Annotated in this window: 13 protein-coding genes and 1 pseudogene; 3 read left to right on the forward strand and 11 right to left on the reverse strand. The window is 49.7% G+C overall.

Annotated features, from left to right (window positions below; all coding sequences use genetic code 11):
- Positions 1–476: 476 nt before the first annotated feature.
- The 7 genes from IAG03_RS12455 to IAG03_RS12485 form a co-directional block, all read right to left on the reverse strand.
- Entirely contained in the window at positions 477–1,619 is a 1,143-nt protein-coding gene (locus tag IAG03_RS12455; RefSeq protein ID WP_249320388.1) for an IS256 family transposase, read from the reverse strand.
- Between the two features lie 339 nt (positions 1,620–1,958).
- The gene (locus tag IAG03_RS12460; protein ID WP_249320359.1) at positions 1,959–4,076 is read right to left on the reverse strand and encodes a hypothetical protein; all 2,118 of its coding nucleotides are present in this window, start codon (positions 4,074–4,076) and stop codon (positions 1,959–1,961) included.
- A gap of 24 nt (positions 4,077–4,100) precedes the next feature.
- Positions 4,101–6,182 carry an efflux RND transporter permease subunit gene (locus IAG03_RS12465; RefSeq protein WP_249320360.1) on the reverse strand — a complete coding sequence of 694 codons (2,082 nt, stop codon included), beginning with the start codon at positions 6,180–6,182 and terminating at the stop codon, positions 4,101–4,103.
- A 30-nt stretch (positions 6,183–6,212) separates the two neighbouring features.
- Positions 6,213–6,800 (reverse strand): HdeD family acid-resistance protein, encoded by a 588-nt coding sequence (locus IAG03_RS12470; RefSeq protein ID WP_249320361.1) that lies wholly within the window; start codon positions 6,798–6,800, stop codon positions 6,213–6,215.
- 503 nt (positions 6,801–7,303) lie between these two features.
- Positions 7,304–8,122, reverse strand: a complete 819-nt coding sequence (locus IAG03_RS12475; protein ID WP_249320362.1) for an Mrp/NBP35 family ATP-binding protein — start codon at positions 8,120–8,122, stop codon at positions 7,304–7,306.
- A gap of 84 nt (positions 8,123–8,206) precedes the next feature.
- Positions 8,207–8,530 (reverse strand): thioredoxin, encoded by a 324-nt coding sequence (trxA, locus tag IAG03_RS12480; RefSeq protein WP_249320363.1) that lies wholly within the window; start codon positions 8,528–8,530, stop codon positions 8,207–8,209.
- Between the two features lie 240 nt (positions 8,531–8,770).
- A complete protein-coding gene (locus tag IAG03_RS12485; RefSeq protein ID WP_249320364.1) occupies positions 8,771–10,018 on the reverse strand; it encodes an MFS transporter in 1,248 nt (415 codons plus the stop codon).
- Positions 10,019–10,157: 139 nt separating this feature from the next.
- Here IAG03_RS12485 and IAG03_RS12490 point away from each other — a divergent pair, with 139 nt between their 5' ends.
- The 3 genes and pseudogenes from IAG03_RS12490 to IAG03_RS12500 form a co-directional block, all read left to right on the forward strand.
- The gene (locus IAG03_RS12490) at positions 10,158–10,373 is read left to right on the forward strand and encodes a spore coat associated protein CotJA (RefSeq protein WP_249320365.1); all 216 of its coding nucleotides are present in this window, start codon (positions 10,158–10,160) and stop codon (positions 10,371–10,373) included.
- Complete coding sequence (locus IAG03_RS12495; RefSeq protein ID WP_249320366.1) at positions 10,370–10,633, forward strand: spore coat protein CotJB; 264 nt, start codon at positions 10,370–10,372, stop codon at positions 10,631–10,633. The genes IAG03_RS12490 and IAG03_RS12495 overlap by 4 nt, the downstream gene beginning before the upstream one ends.
- Positions 10,633–10,848 (forward strand): annotated as a pseudogene (locus IAG03_RS12500) (manganese catalase family protein); the annotation flags it as partial. The gene IAG03_RS12495 and the pseudogene IAG03_RS12500, both read left to right, overlap by 1 nt.
- On the opposite strand, the gene IAG03_RS12505 reads toward IAG03_RS12500, so the two are convergent.
- The 4 genes from IAG03_RS12505 to IAG03_RS12520 all read right to left on the reverse strand — a co-directional run bounded on the left by IAG03_RS12505 (position 10,770) and on the right by IAG03_RS12520 (position 14,865).
- Positions 10,770–12,464 (reverse strand): recombinase family protein, encoded by a 1,695-nt coding sequence (locus tag IAG03_RS12505; RefSeq protein ID WP_249320367.1) that lies wholly within the window; start codon positions 12,462–12,464, stop codon positions 10,770–10,772. The pseudogene IAG03_RS12500 and the gene IAG03_RS12505 sit on opposite strands and share 79 nt — an antisense overlap.
- 384 nt (positions 12,465–12,848) lie before the next feature.
- Positions 12,849–13,208 carry a type II toxin-antitoxin system PemK/MazF family toxin gene (locus tag IAG03_RS12510; protein ID WP_283243156.1) on the reverse strand — a complete coding sequence of 120 codons (360 nt, stop codon included), beginning with the start codon at positions 13,206–13,208 and terminating at the stop codon, positions 12,849–12,851.
- A gap of 565 nt (positions 13,209–13,773) precedes the next feature.
- A complete protein-coding gene (locus tag IAG03_RS12515) occupies positions 13,774–14,202 on the reverse strand; it encodes an ECF-type sigma factor (protein WP_249320368.1) in 429 nt (142 codons plus the stop codon).
- A 474-nt stretch (positions 14,203–14,676) separates the two neighbouring features.
- Complete coding sequence (locus IAG03_RS12520) at positions 14,677–14,865, reverse strand: cysteine-rich KTR domain-containing protein (RefSeq protein WP_249320369.1); 189 nt, start codon at positions 14,863–14,865, stop codon at positions 14,677–14,679.
- Between the last annotated feature and the right edge of the window lie 4 nt (positions 14,866–14,869).

Genomic DNA, 14,869 nt, shown 5'->3' on the forward strand with positions numbered 1-14,869 from the left:
TTATGACCAACCATTTCAATTTTAGCATAGCTCTATGAGTTTTCTTCCTCTTTCGCAGTTTGCAGCCAAGATATACCTCATCCGCTCCGACTATCCGGACCGTCAAGGGACGAGTCGTTTTTTTGCGCACAGTGCGAAAAAATCTCCACTCTTAAACCCTTGACCGTCCGGATTTTTGCCGCTGCCTTTTCGTCGCCGAAAACGGGGAACAGGATTAGTAAACCCTGCACCCCGCTTTTGTCCGCTTCATTTTAGCGGCAAAACCGTCTGCACTTGCGCGGCGTTCACTGTCGACTTTTGCGAGGCTTCGCGCCCCGCGCCCCCCCGACCTCAAACAAGGAACAGAACGTAGCCCTTACAGCGCAGGAAAGCATGTGAATATGGAGTATTTACCCCTGCCACAGCCTCTTTTCCGAGGTGGGGTACTGTCAAGAATTATGCGCAAAAAGGTTTGCAGACTCCGGCTGAATGAGAAGTCAGCCGGCAATAGGGACGTCGTTCAAAGCCGCCTCCAGATGCTTCATATTCATGTGCTTCTTGTTGCCCCGCTGCGTTCCCGCCACATGACGCAGCCTTGCACAGACCAGCATCAGCGCAGAGTTCCCATCGGGGAACGTTCCCGCCGCACGCGCCCTGCGGCGGATCTCACGGTTCAGCCGTTCAATCACATTGTTGGTGCGGATACGCGTCCAGTGCTCGCCGGGAAAACCACAGCAGGTCAGCGTCTCCTCGATGCCGTCCTCAACCTTCTTGGCAGCCTCCTTCAGCTTCATCGCTCTCAGCTCGGCAACGACAGCTCTTGTCTTCTCGCGGGAGACTTTCTTGCTCTCCTGCGCATGGATCGCCTTGAGCATTTTCGCTGCAATCTTAACCTTTGATTTTGGCACAACGGAGAAAACATTGCGGCAGAAATGCACGATGCAGCGCTGGTATTTGGCATCTGGGAATACTTCGCCCACGGCCTCCAGCATCCCCATGCATTTGTCGCCGACGATGAGCTTTACGCCGTCCAAACCGCGGCCACGGAGCCACTGGAAGAAGCTGACCCAGCTGGCCTTGTCCTCTTTCATCCCCTCGGCAGCGCCCGGAACCTCACGAAACCCGTCCTCATTCACGGCAATTGCCGCCGGAATGGCAGCATTTTCGTATTCTCCGCCCCAGTTGCGGCGCAGGCAGATGCCGTCCACGTAGACATACGGATAGCGTCCGCCCTGCAAAGGACGGTTCCGCCAGTCTTCAATGCGGACGCAGGCTTTCTTGTTCAGTTCGCTGACGGTGGCAGGCGAGACCTTGCTGTCCCACAGAGCCTCGGTGATGTTCTCCACACGGCGCACGGAAACGCCAGCTAGGTACATCTCGATGAGGGCCTCCTCCACGCTGCTCTCCCGGCGGCGATACCGCTCGATGATGGCCGTCTCGAAGGATACGCCCTTGAGCCACGGCATATGGAGCGTGACATCGCCGGAGGTCGTGGTGAGGTTCCGGTCATAGTGGCCGCTGCGATAACCCTGACGGGCCTCGCTGCGCTCGCAGCGGGCCGCCTGCGTCAGGGACTCCGCCTCCTTTTCCAGCAGCTCGTTCAGGGTTTCTTCCGCGCTGCTTCGGACCAATTCCCTGATCTACCCCTTGATTAGTTCCTCATTCAGCTGTACAATTTTCTCTGACATCGTTTGCTGTCTCCTTTCGAATGTTTGTGTTGTGACTTCATTCTACCAGAGCCTGCAAGCGATGTCTTCTTTTATCCTCTTTTCAATTTGCGCAACTTATCTTACCTTATCAATTTGCGGGACTCACAATAGAAAAACTTTGGTACAGAATTAAAAAAACAAAGAGTGCAGACCGTTCGTTGTCAATTTCTAGACGCAAATGGTTGATATCAATTAAAAAATCCGCCGGTGAAGCAGTGTTTCATGCTTGCCGGCGGACATTTTTTGAGATCTTGTATCAGGAAAGCTCGGTTATTCGCCAATGGCTTCTGTCCGGAAGATGAACTTCACACTGCCGTCCATATCCGCAGAGATACCGGCGAAGTTCTGATATTCCTGCGAGACTTCCACGATCGCCTGGAGCCGTTCTGCCAGGACATCGATATTGTCATCGAAGAAGTCGAGGATCTTCTGGATGCCTTCTGACTGGAATTCCTTGAGGCCGTCCGAAAGTGCTTTTGCACCGTCGTCGAGTGCTGCAACGCCATCAACCAGTGCGCCGCTGCCGCTCTGGAGCGAACCCAGTCCGCTGTATAGGGTATCGGTTCCGTTGTAGAGTGCGGATGCACCGTCTTTCAGCGCTTTGGTGCCGCTGACAAGACTCTTGTCTCCGCCGTTTACGCCGTCATATGCCTTGTCAACACCGCCGGTGTATGCCAGAACACCGCTGTAAAACTCCGCATAGCTGTCAAGTTGATTCTTCAGAGCAGCGATGCTGTTGGCGCCGGTTTTAGCCTGTTCAACCGCTGCGTTAATCTGGGAAACAACCTCATCGCTTGCCATCCTCTGATCGATGATCGCAGATTTCTGCGCTGCAACATTCTGTTCGATTTTGGCCTGGATTTTGCTGCTTGCCATCTGTGCGGAAACTGCCTGTTCAATCGCGGTCTGTGTCTCTTCCGGAATCAGTCCGGCCGCAACCGCTTTTTCGTAATCTTCCGCCGTCATTTCCTGGCCGACCTGTTTGAGAACTGCTTCCAGCACGGCCTTGCGGACTGCGCTCTCAACGCCTGTACGGATATCCGCTTCGCTTGCGTCTACCGCTGCGGTCACTTTGCTCAGCGCGGTGTTGTACGCCATGTTGTAGACGGCCGTTTCGTCGAGGGAAGCAATCGCGCCGGAGAGAACTTCATCATAATTGTCCACCGTCAAACTCGGCAGAGTAAGGCCGGCTGCTGCCAGCTGCGAATCTGCTGCTGCAAGCAAAGAGGTGAATACCTGTTTTGCGCCATCATTGAGTTCGCCGCTCTTGCTGGAAAGCGTTCCGAGTCCGTCGCTGAGTTCGTTTGCACCTTCTTCCAGGTCTTTTGTACCGGCATAAAGCGTTCCGGCGCCGTTGCGAAGATCCCATGCACCGGCGGTGAGGGCATCCACGCCGTCTACGAGATCGCCGCTCTTGCTGCGCAGTTCACTGGTTCCGCTATAGAGGGCAGAGACGCCATCGAGAAGCTGATCCATTGCATCCGTCAGTTTTTTCGCGGTGTCTTTCAGTTCTTTCTCGTTGATCGAATTGCCGTCGAGGCTGCTGAATACATCATTTGTCGCAACGGTCATCACCGTGGAAAGCGAAAAGTCTTTGACATCTGCTGTGATCTCTACATAGTCGGGCAGTTCGAGATCTTTTTGATCGATGCCGAGGCTTTCCTGCATGCCGGGCATTGCCATGCCCATCACGATGCTGCGGTCGCCGTCGTTGATGAATTTCCCGTTTGTCACTTCCACATTGGAGAAAATGTCGTTATCGAGAATGATGCCGCTGACCATGATGAAGGGAACATAGATCGTCTCTTTTTTGCCGTTAATCGTCACGGTTTTCTTTTCTTTATTCGTGTAGTTCAGGCGCATGGTCACATTGCCGCTCTTTCCGGCAAGGTCCTTCGGGGAAATCTTTTTGCCGTCGAGCTTGTATTCGATGTCGACAGCGACCGGAAGTTCTTTGTCGGTTTTTCCCTGGTAGTAAATATCGTTGCCGCCTGCATTCCAGACGTAGTTGCCTTTTGCATCGACGGTATAGGTTTCGTCACCCTTGACGTTTGTGACGTCTGTCAGTTCCGTATAGTCGGTGATCTGGTTTTCAGCAGTTGGGTTGCTCAGCCAGTCGCTGACAATTACGTTGCTGACTTTGCCGTCTGCGCCGGTCATGACATAAACCGTTTCTGTTTTGCCGGCCGTGCCCGCTTCAGAAGTACCGGCGGCGGTTTCCTGATTCTGCGAGGAGGAAGAAGCGGCCGTTTCTTCTTCCGGTGTTTTCGCAGTATTGGAGCTCAGCGCATAGACGCCGGCGCCCATCATGCCGCTGATCATCACAAGGGTCAGCAGCACCGCAACCATTTTTTTCGCGGAAAGTTTTTTGAATCGTTCGAAAAGCATTCCAAATTCCTCCTGTCGTATTACTCACGCATCAGCTTCCGATTGTTTTTTGCGGAAGCCAAGACTCGTATGAATGATCAGTTTATCGAACAGCATCAGCATCGCAGGCAGCACCAGGATGACGGATACCATACTGATGATTGCGCCGCGCGCCATCAGCATGCACATGGAACTGATGATATCGACGTCAGAGTAAAGCGCAACGCCGAAGGTCGCCGAGAAGAATCCAAGCGCGCTGACGATAATGGACTGCATGCTGGTAGAAAGCGCTGTGGTCACAGAGGTTTTCTTGTCGTTTCCGAGACTGCGTTCGCGTTTGTAACGCGAGGTCATCAGAATTGCATAGTCGACCGTTGCACCAAGCTGGATGGTGCTGATGCAGATCGGCGCAATAAATGGAAGCGAAACATTCGTGAAATAGGGGATGCCAAGATTGATGAAGATTGCAAATTCGATTACGGCAACCAGAATCACCGGCAGCGAAACGCTCCGCAGAACCAGGGCGATAATTACAAAGATCGCAATAATGGAAATCATATCGACAACCTTAAAGTCGTGATCTGTGATTTCGATCATGTCCTTTGTGCAGGGAGCCTCGCCGATCAGCATGCCGTTTGCGTCATATTTATGGACGATGGTGTTGATCGCGTCGATCTGCTGGTTGACGTTGTCGGTTGCGACTTTGTATTCGGAGTTGATCAGCATCAGCTGGTATTTGTCGCTCTTGAGAAGATCGCGCAGATTGTCGGGAATGAGTTCTTCCGGAATGGCAGTTCCGACAAGCGAGTTAAATCCGAGCGTTGTCTTGACGCCGTTAACGTTGTCGATTTCCTTCATCATGGCCTCTGCGTCCTTTGCAGGCATATTGGCATCGACAAGCAGCATGTGCGTGGAGGACATATCAAAGGTTTCCTGCAATTTGGTGTTTGCAACGACGTATGCCATGTCATCCGGCAAGGTCTCGCCAAGATCATAATAGACTTCGGTGTTCGAATATCCATAGATGGCCGGCACAAGGATCACAAGGAAGGCAATCAAAAAGACCGGTGCAAGCTTGATAATTTTTTTGGCGGTCTTTTCAAACTTCGGCAGGATCGAGCGGTGCCGCGATTTGGTAATGAGCTTATCAAGAATCAAAATCAGCGAGGGCAGCGTTGTGACGCAGCCGATGACACCGAACAACACACCTTTTGCCATGACAAGGCCAAGATCCAGCCCCAGCGTATAGGTCATGAAGCAAAGCGCAATGAATCCGGCGATGGTGGTAATGGAGCTGCCGACAACAGAGGTTAAGGTGTTGGCAATCGCGCGTCCCATGGCAATCTCTTTGTCTTTTCCTTTTTCCAGCTCTTCGTTGTAGCTGTGCCACAAGAAGATGGAGTAGTCCATGGTAACGGCGAGCTGCAGAACTGCCGCCAGCGCTTTCGTGATGTAAGAGATTTCTCCGAACAGGAAATTCGATCCGAGATTTACGACAATCGCCATTCCGATGCTCAAAAGAAAGACAAACGGGATGATCCAGGAATCCATGAAGATCATCATGGCGACCGTAGCAAGCAGGACGGCGATCCCGACATAGACCGGTTCTTCGCGCTCGCAAAGATCCTTGAGGTCTGTGACCATTGCGGACATCCCGGAAACAAAGCATTTTTCTCCGGCAAGCGTCCGGATCTCCCGAACTGCATCCATTGTTTCATCGGCGCTTGTGGAGGTATCAAAGAATACCGCCATCAGCGTATCGTCGCCGGAATTGAACGCATCATAATATTTTTCCGGCAGAAATTCCATCGGGATGGAGAGATCTGCAATCGAATCATACCAGATGACCGATTCGACATGATCGACCTCTTCAATCTTTTCTTTGAGGGCCGAAACATCTTTTGCATCCATACCCTCGACGATAACCATGGAAAACGCGCCTTTTCCAAAGTCGTCCAGCAAAATATCCTGGCCGATGACGGTTTCCATATCATCCGGCAAATAGGTCAGCATATCGTAATTGACCCGGGTCGTCAGGATCCCGATGACGGACGGGATCAAAAGCAGGACTCCGATGATTAAAATCAGAACCCGGTGCCGTACAATCCAATTTCCAAACCGAACCATTCTCTCAAAGCCTCCTGTGTTCTATGGTAATCATTTTGATTGTGCCGTGACGTCATAATATTGCGGCGTTTCTTTTTTGGCATGCCGCGTGACTTTGATGGTGTAAAACGCTGCGCAGAGATTTTCAATTCCGCTGATCAGAATCGTGATCCCCATCAGACGCATGAGCAGTTCCATGCTTTCAAACGGATGTGCCAGAAGCAGAATTCCGAAAACAGCCGCGACAATGGCGAGCAGCAGAATCATCCACCAGCGATCCATTCCAAAATGTTTTGCATCAAAAGCCGTTTGCAGCTTTAGGACGCTGTCGATCAGGATCGAAAGCCCGATCACCGTCGGCAGAAGCGTCAGGACATTGTCCGGGTGGAACAAAAGCAAAATTCCAATGACCAACATAAAAATTCCTGCTGCCAAATCGAACTGGAACGCCAGCTGATAAAGATCTTCTGAAAAATATCCGAAGAGCTTTATGACACCGTATAAAACCGACGCCGTGCCGAGAACATAACAGATCGTAACCGCAGAAATTCCCGGCCAGATGAGCAGGCAGAGCCCCATGCAGACAAATGCAATCGAAAGCGCAATATACGCTGCCTTGACCTGCTTTACAAATCGCATCGTGCGTCCCTCCTTTCTCTGTCACACTTGATTTACTGTAACCCATTATAGCAACGCGGATTCTGTGCGCCAACAGACAAGATTTTTCGAATGCCCAAAAATCAGACACGCGGGAAACATTGCCTGATTTTTGGGCGTTTTCGGTAAGATGCCTAATTTTTTTGCTAGATGCTTGTAAAAAAATCCGACCGGGCGGAATTTTTAGAAATTCTGTGCAAAAAAGCAGACCGGCAGTTTGTTTGTGCGGCTGCAGACCCCGAAAACCGTCGGACTGCACAGCGCTGTTTGTTTGCTGACAACCCGGAACGGGGCAGACAAAACGCCGGGTATTTTATGAGGAAAACAAAAAAACACGCCCTGCTGCTTTCTTACAAAGATTGCAGTAGCGCGCGTTTTTGGTTTTTGAAGCATACGCTTTCAGGTGTCTGTTCGGATTCCATTGTTTAGAGCGAGTACGCCGAAGGTTCCGAAACCATCATTCTGAAAGCCGCAAAGACAGGTGATTATTCGAGCATTGTTGCCAGGTCTTCCAGCCAGTCGCCTTCAAAAAGTTCAATCATGCCCTTGTCGGCAATTGAAGCAATTGCCGGATCGATCGGCAGCTTTGCGACGGTATCAATATCAAACTGAGAAGCGATCGCGTCAATATGGCTGTCGCCGAATACATGGTGTTTTTCTCCGCAGTTCGGACACTGAAAATAGGACATGTTTTCGACAATGCCCAAAACAGGGATGTTCATCATTTGCGCCATTTTTACCGCCTTTGCGACAATCATGGAGACCAGCTCCTGCGGCGAAGTGACAATCACGATGCCGTCAACCGGAATAGACTGAAATACCGTCAGCGGAACGTCGCCGGTTCCGGGAGGCATATCGATGAACATATAGTCGACCTGATCCCAGAGGACATCCGTCCAGAACTGCTTGACCGTGCCCGCGATAATCGGTCCGCGCCAGACAACCGGATCGGTGTCGTTCGGAAGCAGCAGATTCACCGACATCACATCGATGCCCATTTTGCTGCGCACCGGAAAAATGCCGAGTTCGCTTCCTTTTGCTTTTTCTTTCAATCCGAATGCTTTGGGAATCGACGGACCGGTAATATCCGCGTCAAGAATTGCGGTGCGGTGACCCCGGCGGTTCATGGTTACCGCCAGCATGGAGGTGACCATCGATTTGCCGACGCCGCCTTTTCCGCTGACAATTCCGATGACCTTCTTGACAGAGCTGCCCTCATGGAGTTGCTCTTTGGGAATTCCGCCGGAACGTTCTGAACAATTGGCACTGCAGCTTCCGCAGTCATGTCCGCAGCTTTCACTCATTGCTTTTCCATCTCCTCAAATGATCGTAATTTCAAAATGATATTGCTTCCATTATACCGGAATCTAGAAATCCGTCAAGTGCAATTACCCTTTGGCGCGTTCCAGAAGCTCCAGAATAGCGGCCTTCGGCTGTACACCGACCGTGCTGGCGGCAACGGCGCCGTTTTTCAGAACAACCAGCATCGGAATGCTCATCACACCAAATTTGGCGGCCAGTTCGTGTTCGTCATCCACATTGACCTTGCACACCTTAACGCCGGCAGGCGCCTGCTGCGCAATTTCTTCGATGACCGGCGAGAGCATCCGGCAGGGGCCGCACCAGGAAGCCCAAAAGTCGATGAGCACCAAATCGGTTGTATGGACGGCCTCTTCATCAAAATTATCTGCAGTTAACGTTACGATTTCCATAATCCATTCCTCCTGATTTCATGATAGCAGGTTCTATTATTCCCAAAATACACCAGAATACTACATTTTTAATTGCAAATTGGAATTATTCCGGAATTTTACCGCAGCCCGAAAGTTCCCCAATTGTTTGCCGGGGCAGGACGCGTGCGTGGCTTAATGCGCCGGGGTTCTCGAGATACCATATGAAACGTGTCTGTTTATGTCTGTTCAAACGCGCGGCACGTTTAGAACCGTAATTTTTTACGCCTGTGCGGAAACCTGGCTTTTGCGGGTTGCCGCAAAGCAGCACAGCAGAAGAGAGAAAACCGATAGGAGCATTTGCACCCAGAGCGTCGGCTCATAGCTGCCAAGCGCGTCAAAGACCGCGCCGTTTAAAAGCGGAGAGAGCATGCCGCCCAAATAGCCGAGTGCAGAGAAAATCCCAACGATGGTAACATAGTCCCGTTGTCCGAAAAAGGTGCGGGTCAGATAAGCGCCGCCAAGTGTTCCAAACGGACATCCGAAACCCATGCCGAGAACAATCGGGAAGATAAAAAGCAGCGACTTTTTTGCGAGAATCAGCGACAACAGCCCCATGCAGACCGCGCCGTAAGCAAAGCAGAAAATGCATCTGGGGGAGAGCCGATCAAGCATTTTTCCAACCGCAAATTTTCCGACTGCCAACATTCCCATGCTGCAGGCAATCGCGGCGGTACAGAACACAGCCGGTGCGCCAATATCGTTTAGATGCGGTGCGATGGTGGTTGCAACCGTGTTGTTCGTAAAGCCAAAAACGGTATAGCAGATGCAGTGAATCCAGAAATACGGCCGGCATAGCGCTTCTTTGAGCGTCAGTCCGGTCAGCGTAGCAGCTGCAGCTGTTTCTGCGCTTTTTTCACCGTATGGAAGCAGACCGATTTCCTCCGGGTGGACATAGATGACCCGGAATACGCAGGGCAGGACAAGCAAAAGCATGAGCCCGGCCAAAATGCGGTAAGCTGCGCGCCAGCCGAACGCTTCCATGCATCCGCCGGCAATAAAATTAAAAACCATGCCGCCGACACCGCTGCCCATAAAGGTGATTCCAAGCGCAACACCGCTTTTTTGGTGAAACCAGTTGTTGATGATCATCGACATCGGCACAATTGTCATGGCGGCAAAACAGAATCCGCAGAGCGTGGAAAGCAGATAAAATTGCCAGAGCTTTGTCGCGAAAGAATAGGAAAAATACGCGACGCCGGCTACAATTCCGCAGACCTGCAGAACGCGTTTGGAATTAAATGTTTCAAAGAATTTTCCGGCAAAAAAGGAAAAAAGCGCGGTGCAGCCAAAGATGATTGTTTGATTGGCACCCATGGCTTTTCGGGAAAATCCGAGATCCCGGCAGACCGGAACGAGAAACAGGCTGATGCAGTTGCCGATAATCCCCATAATTGCGCTGAAAATCACCATGCCGGCAAGGACGATGTACCAGCCGTAAAAAATTTTTCCGGTCTTTTGCCGTTTCATGATCAAGACAAATCCTCTCTGTTTCCATTTTCTGCTTTTGATTAAAACATGGACGCTGCGCTTTGTCAAGAATCGCACACATCCGGACATCCCTGCATAATTTGATAATGAATGGAAACACAGAAAGGAGTTTGAAGCGATGAATTCTGAAGGATGCACCGGCGGAGCCTGCGCGCTTTCCAGAAATGGAGACAACACCATGGCGCCGCTGCCAGAAAATATGGTAGTCGCAATGGCCTATGTGCCATTTCAGCAATTTTCAAAAGTGTATACCCCGGAAAAAGCACTGGATAACGGAACGCTTTTCCCGGAACTCGACAAACCGTTTTACGGAAGGCAGGTTGAACCGCGATGAATGAACAGATGAGACTCATGCGGCAAATCCGTGCACAACAATTTGCCGAGTGGGAACTGCATATTTTTCTCGATACGCACCCGGCCAACCGGGATGCTGCTAAAAAGCTGCGGGAAGTCCGTGAAAAAACAGCGGAACTCGTCAGCAAGTACGAAGAAACTTACGGCCCGATTAACGAAAACAGCGCAAACACGAGCCGCTGGGCCTGGATCACCGGCCCATGGCCCTGGGAGAGCAGCCAAGAGGAGGATGAGGACTGATGTGGACTTACGAAAAGCGGCTACAGTATCCGATTAACATCAAAAATCCGAATCCGGCTCTCGCAAAGCTAATCGCCGCACAGTACGGCGGGCCCCACGGGGAGCTCGGTGCATCTTTGCGCTATCTGAGCCAGCGCTATACGATGCCGTATCCGGAGCTCAAAGCGATTTTGACAGATATCGGTAGAGAAGCCTCTGAAATGTTCCATTCAGAGGCTACGGCTTTTTTTGATGCTTTTGCAACCGTATAGCTCCACTTCATAGGAAGTAAATTCAGATATACATCTATGTTGTCCTTATCTTGAACTACCATCTTGTCTAAAATGTGCTTATAGAATTCATCTTCGTACTCCACACCGCTGACAATCTCTTTGATTGCATCCTCAATTTCTTTTAGGAGCTGCTGTTGCTGCTCAATCATTTCACGCTGCTTATCCACGCTTTCGATGATAGATTGAAGCTCCTCGATTTCCGCATCGCAGCTTGCACGGGTGGCGGTAAATTCGTCCTTGTTAATCAGATTGGACATATACAGGTCAATCAGATTAGCCCGCTTGCCCTCAATCTTCTTAATCTGCTCTTGCAGCTTTAGGACATCTGTACCCGTCGTATCCATAGCAATAATGGATTGAATGACGGCAGTTAGGTTATTTATGATTTTGTTCCTGTTGTATTTAAGGCTCTTGGTTACGAGATACATAATGTGGGTCGCATCCTCATTGCGGATAGACAAGCCCGTACAGCCGACTTGGTTTCCCGCTTTGTCGATATGGGGGCTACCGTGTTTTGCGGCTTCATTACAGCGCCACGCCTTGTATCGGCTGCCGTCCTTTCTGGTTTTATACCTTGCCACATAGCTTGAGCCGCAGCAGCCGCATTTGATTTTACCAGAGAACGGATAGCGGTTAGAGTGCTTCGCCTTGCCCTCCTGCGAAAGTGACTTTGCATCTAAAATGCGGTTTGCTTCATCGAACAGTTCACGGGAGATAATCGGCTCGTGATGGTCTTTAATGATAACAAATTCCTCTTGCCCACGGTTGTATTTCTTTTCGTGAGATAGGAAGTCTGGCGTATAGGTCTTTTTCTGCACCAAATCGCCGCAGTATTTCTCGTTGCGTATCACTCGCAGAATGACCGTGTTGCTCCATTCCTTGACCCGCATAGGGCTGATACCTTCCTCACGAAGCTCACGGGCGATGACGTGCGTTCCTTTGCCCTCATTGACAAACTTATGGAAGATAAGGCGTACAACCTTTGCGCCTTCCTCGTTAATGGTCATTTTGCCGCCCTCGACATCGTAGCCCAACATACTTCTGCCGAACACAACGCCTTGTTCCATCTGGCGTTTTTGTCCCCACTTCACACGCTCGGAAGTCTTGCGGCTTTCTTCCTGTGCAATAGAGGACATAATCGCCAGACGAAGCTCTGCATCGCCGTCTAAGGTGTTGATATTGTCATTCATAAATATAACACCGACGCCGTGCTTTTTCAATTCACGGGTGTAATATATACTATCAAGGGTGTTTCTCGCAAAACGGGAAATCTCCTTGGTGATAATCAAATCAAAGTCGCCATTCTTGGCGCACGCTATCATACGGTTAAACTCTTTGCGCTTCTTTGTGTTCGTGCCAGAAATGCCCTCATCGGCAAAAATCTCATAAAGCTCCCAATCGGGATTGCGCTCAATATACTGTCTGAAATACCGCTGCTGGCTTTCAAACGAATTGGCTTGGTCTTCGTTGTCCGTTGAAACACGGCAGTATGCAGCTACCTTTCTTTTTGTTTCAACCATCTTCAGCTCTTGGTTTAGGCGTTCATATCTATTTATCATAGCGAAGCTCCTTTCTCAGTAAACTTTGTTACTGTATTTAATTATAGAAAAAAGAGAGTGCGGTGTCGAATGTGCAAATTTGTTTTTTCACTCGGCTATGTAAAAACGCCAAGCGTTATGCTCGGCGTCTGCTTTTTGGCTCCCTGCTATATTGCTTTTCAAGCTCGACCAAACAGCGTTCCCGCTGAGAATGTGTCAGCAGCTTTCTTTTCTCCAAAGAAAGGAGTATCGACTTTTGGATATTCATAAGGAACGCAGCGTGTTCCTGCTCGTTTAATTCTGGAACAGGGTCGCCAACATAAACAAATTCTCTATGCAACAGCCGCAACACCTCCCTCGTTTCTAAAATATATGAGCTACCGCTTGTACCGTATAACGAGAGAGCTAATCCTTTTTTGCAAGCCCGATGCTGATAGCGAGAGCTTTGTCTGCGCAATGAATAAAACGCCTGTCAAGAGTTCCTAAGTACTCTCGCAGGCGTTGCTTGTCTATGGTGCGGATTTGTTCAAACAATATAATTGAGTTCTTATCCAGACCGTCGAAGTCTTTAATTAAGGTGTGCGTAGGTAATTTTGCTTTTGTGTGTACCCGACTTGTGATAGGGGCGATAATGACCGTAGGGCTATGCTTGTTGCCTATATCGTTGGAAATGATAAGTACAGGTCTTGTGCCGCCCTGTTCAGAGCCGATAACGGGATTTAGCTCCGCATAATAAATGTCGCCACGCTTGATAGTCAATTCCATTGTGTTTGACCTCCCAATATGATTTAGACAGAGGTTTTCTGCCTATGTAGGCAGCCAAACACAAGGAAGTATTTAAGGTCGGGAGAGCATAAACAATATCTCTGTTCTTTTGACCGCCTTGCGTCTGGCTGCTATGAGAAAGCATTTCAATTTGTCCTCGACACCCCGAAATGCTATTGGGAAGTCGCCAAACGGTCAGCAGCGAACTGACGCCACGGGAGTTTCACCCCAACTGTCGTTCTGACAGAGCCGCCCTCATTGCCTGCGACGGTTTTATCACGCTCGGACTGTGACTGGACGGGAGTATCATTGTCCTCTTTGTGGGTTATGGCGAAATCGGGAGCTGCCCGATATTTTGAGTAGGTAGTTGTCGCTCTCTGCTTTACGGCAGGTTATGGCGTACCTCTCGACACGCTTATGCTTATCACAATCACAAAGAGAAGGTATTTGGCGAATGGGTATTCGGTTTTCAAAGAGCAATCCCGTTTTCGCCACACAAAGGAAAACAGGGCGAGAGGTTTTGTCCTCTCACCCTGTAGCCCGTGGGAACGCTCAATTTTCCCCTCTACTCAAAAATTTTTTGGATTTTTTCTTTGAGCCTGTCCAATCGCCTGTAAACGGCTTTCTCCGTGATACGCAGATACGATGCAATTTCACGGGTAGAATATCCCTGTACTTTCATAAAAGCGATATGCAGAGTAAGCCTATCCACCTTAATCAGCACTTGATAGAGCTGCTGATTTTCGATGTTATCCAGAAAGTCCTCAACCGTGTTTATTTCGGGCTGTGTCATATCCGCTGCGACTTCTTCAAGGTATGTACCTGTTTCTTGCATACGCTGATAGTAACGCCTGTCGGAATTGAAAATCGCCCAATCGTGAACACGGAGCTTTTCTATGTCTTTCTCGCTGACACCCAAACTCCGCAACTGTTTTTCTTCGGCTTCTTTCCATAGCCGCCATTTCTTTTCTTCTCTGGCTTTGTTGTACGCCATACTGTTTCCTCCAATCTGAATTTTTTGAAAACTCAGACTGGCGGGCGGACTGCGACAACCAACGCCAGATGCGGGCTTGTCCTGTATCAAAGAGAAGCAGGACAAGCAAAAAGCCGCAAAGGTACAAAGACCTCTGCGGCAATAAGCATAACTATACCTACGGCATAGAAATGAAATCTCTATTTGAAAACCATAAAAGTGCCACGAACAGGCGAGGATTTTTTTAACAGCTTATCCTCGTTCATGCGTGACACTCTATATGTATCCGCTGCTTCTGATGAGCAGCGTTGCGGTCATATTAGACCAACACATAAAAAATCCCTCCAAACCTTAAACGGGCTTAGAGGGCTGAGCTATTTTTGTTTGGGCGTGACAGAGCAGCCCACCAAAGCACCGTTTTTTTTATTTGGTGGGCTGTGCTGCCAAATTTATTGATGAAAAAAGAGCCGACGAGCTGTGAGGTATCTCACAGGTTCATCGGCTCTGCGTCTTAGCGTCTGGCACTTCTGCTGTTGTGATATTCAGTTGCTTTGCATTTATCAAGGTCTGCTTATGGCACTTGGGACAGAACAGGGGAAAATTCTTTAGCTCTGTATCCTCCCGTATCTGTACTCTTGTTTTGTTGCCGCAGACGGGGCATAGTATAAATTTTTCTTTTTGCATTAGG

This window comes from Yeguia hominis, from assembly GCF_014384705.1.
In the GTDB taxonomy this organism is placed as follows: Bacteria; Bacillota; Clostridia; order Oscillospirales; family Acutalibacteraceae; genus Yeguia; species Yeguia hominis.

Excerpts from the sequence above, each read along its gene's own strand:
- IAG03_RS12490 (WP_249320365.1), top strand. The coding sequence starts at position 10,158 with ATGAATTCTGAAGGATGCACCGGCGGAGCCTGCGCGCTTTCCAGAAAT.
- IAG03_RS12475 (WP_249320362.1), bottom strand. The coding sequence starts at position 8,122 with ATGAGTGAAAGCTGCGGACATGACTGCGGAAGCTGCAGTGCCAATTGT.
- IAG03_RS12505 (WP_249320367.1), bottom strand. The coding sequence starts at position 12,464 with ATGATAAATAGATATGAACGCCTAAACCAAGAGCTGAAGATGGTTGAA.
- IAG03_RS12465 (WP_249320360.1), bottom strand. The coding sequence starts at position 6,182 with ATGGTTCGGTTTGGAAATTGGATTGTACGGCACCGGGTTCTGATTTTA.
- IAG03_RS12460 (WP_249320359.1), bottom strand. The coding sequence starts at position 4,076 with ATGCTTTTCGAACGATTCAAAAAACTTTCCGCGAAAAAAATGGTTGCG.
- IAG03_RS12515 (WP_249320368.1), bottom strand. The coding sequence starts at position 14,202 with ATGGCGTACAACAAAGCCAGAGAAGAAAAGAAATGGCGGCTATGGAAA.
- IAG03_RS12510 (WP_283243156.1), bottom strand. The coding sequence starts at position 13,208 with ATGGAATTGACTATCAAGCGTGGCGACATTTATTATGCGGAGCTAAAT.
- IAG03_RS12485 (WP_249320364.1), bottom strand. The coding sequence starts at position 10,018 with ATGAAACGGCAAAAGACCGGAAAAATTTTTTACGGCTGGTACATCGTC.
- IAG03_RS12495 (WP_249320366.1), top strand. The coding sequence starts at position 10,370 with ATGAATGAACAGATGAGACTCATGCGGCAAATCCGTGCACAACAATTT.
- IAG03_RS12520 (WP_249320369.1), bottom strand. The coding sequence starts at position 14,865 with ATGCAAAAAGAAAAATTTATACTATGCCCCGTCTGCGGCAACAAAACA.
- IAG03_RS12470 (WP_249320361.1), bottom strand. The coding sequence starts at position 6,800 with ATGCGATTTGTAAAGCAGGTCAAGGCAGCGTATATTGCGCTTTCGATT.
- trxA (WP_249320363.1), bottom strand. The coding sequence starts at position 8,530 with ATGGAAATCGTAACGTTAACTGCAGATAATTTTGATGAAGAGGCCGTC.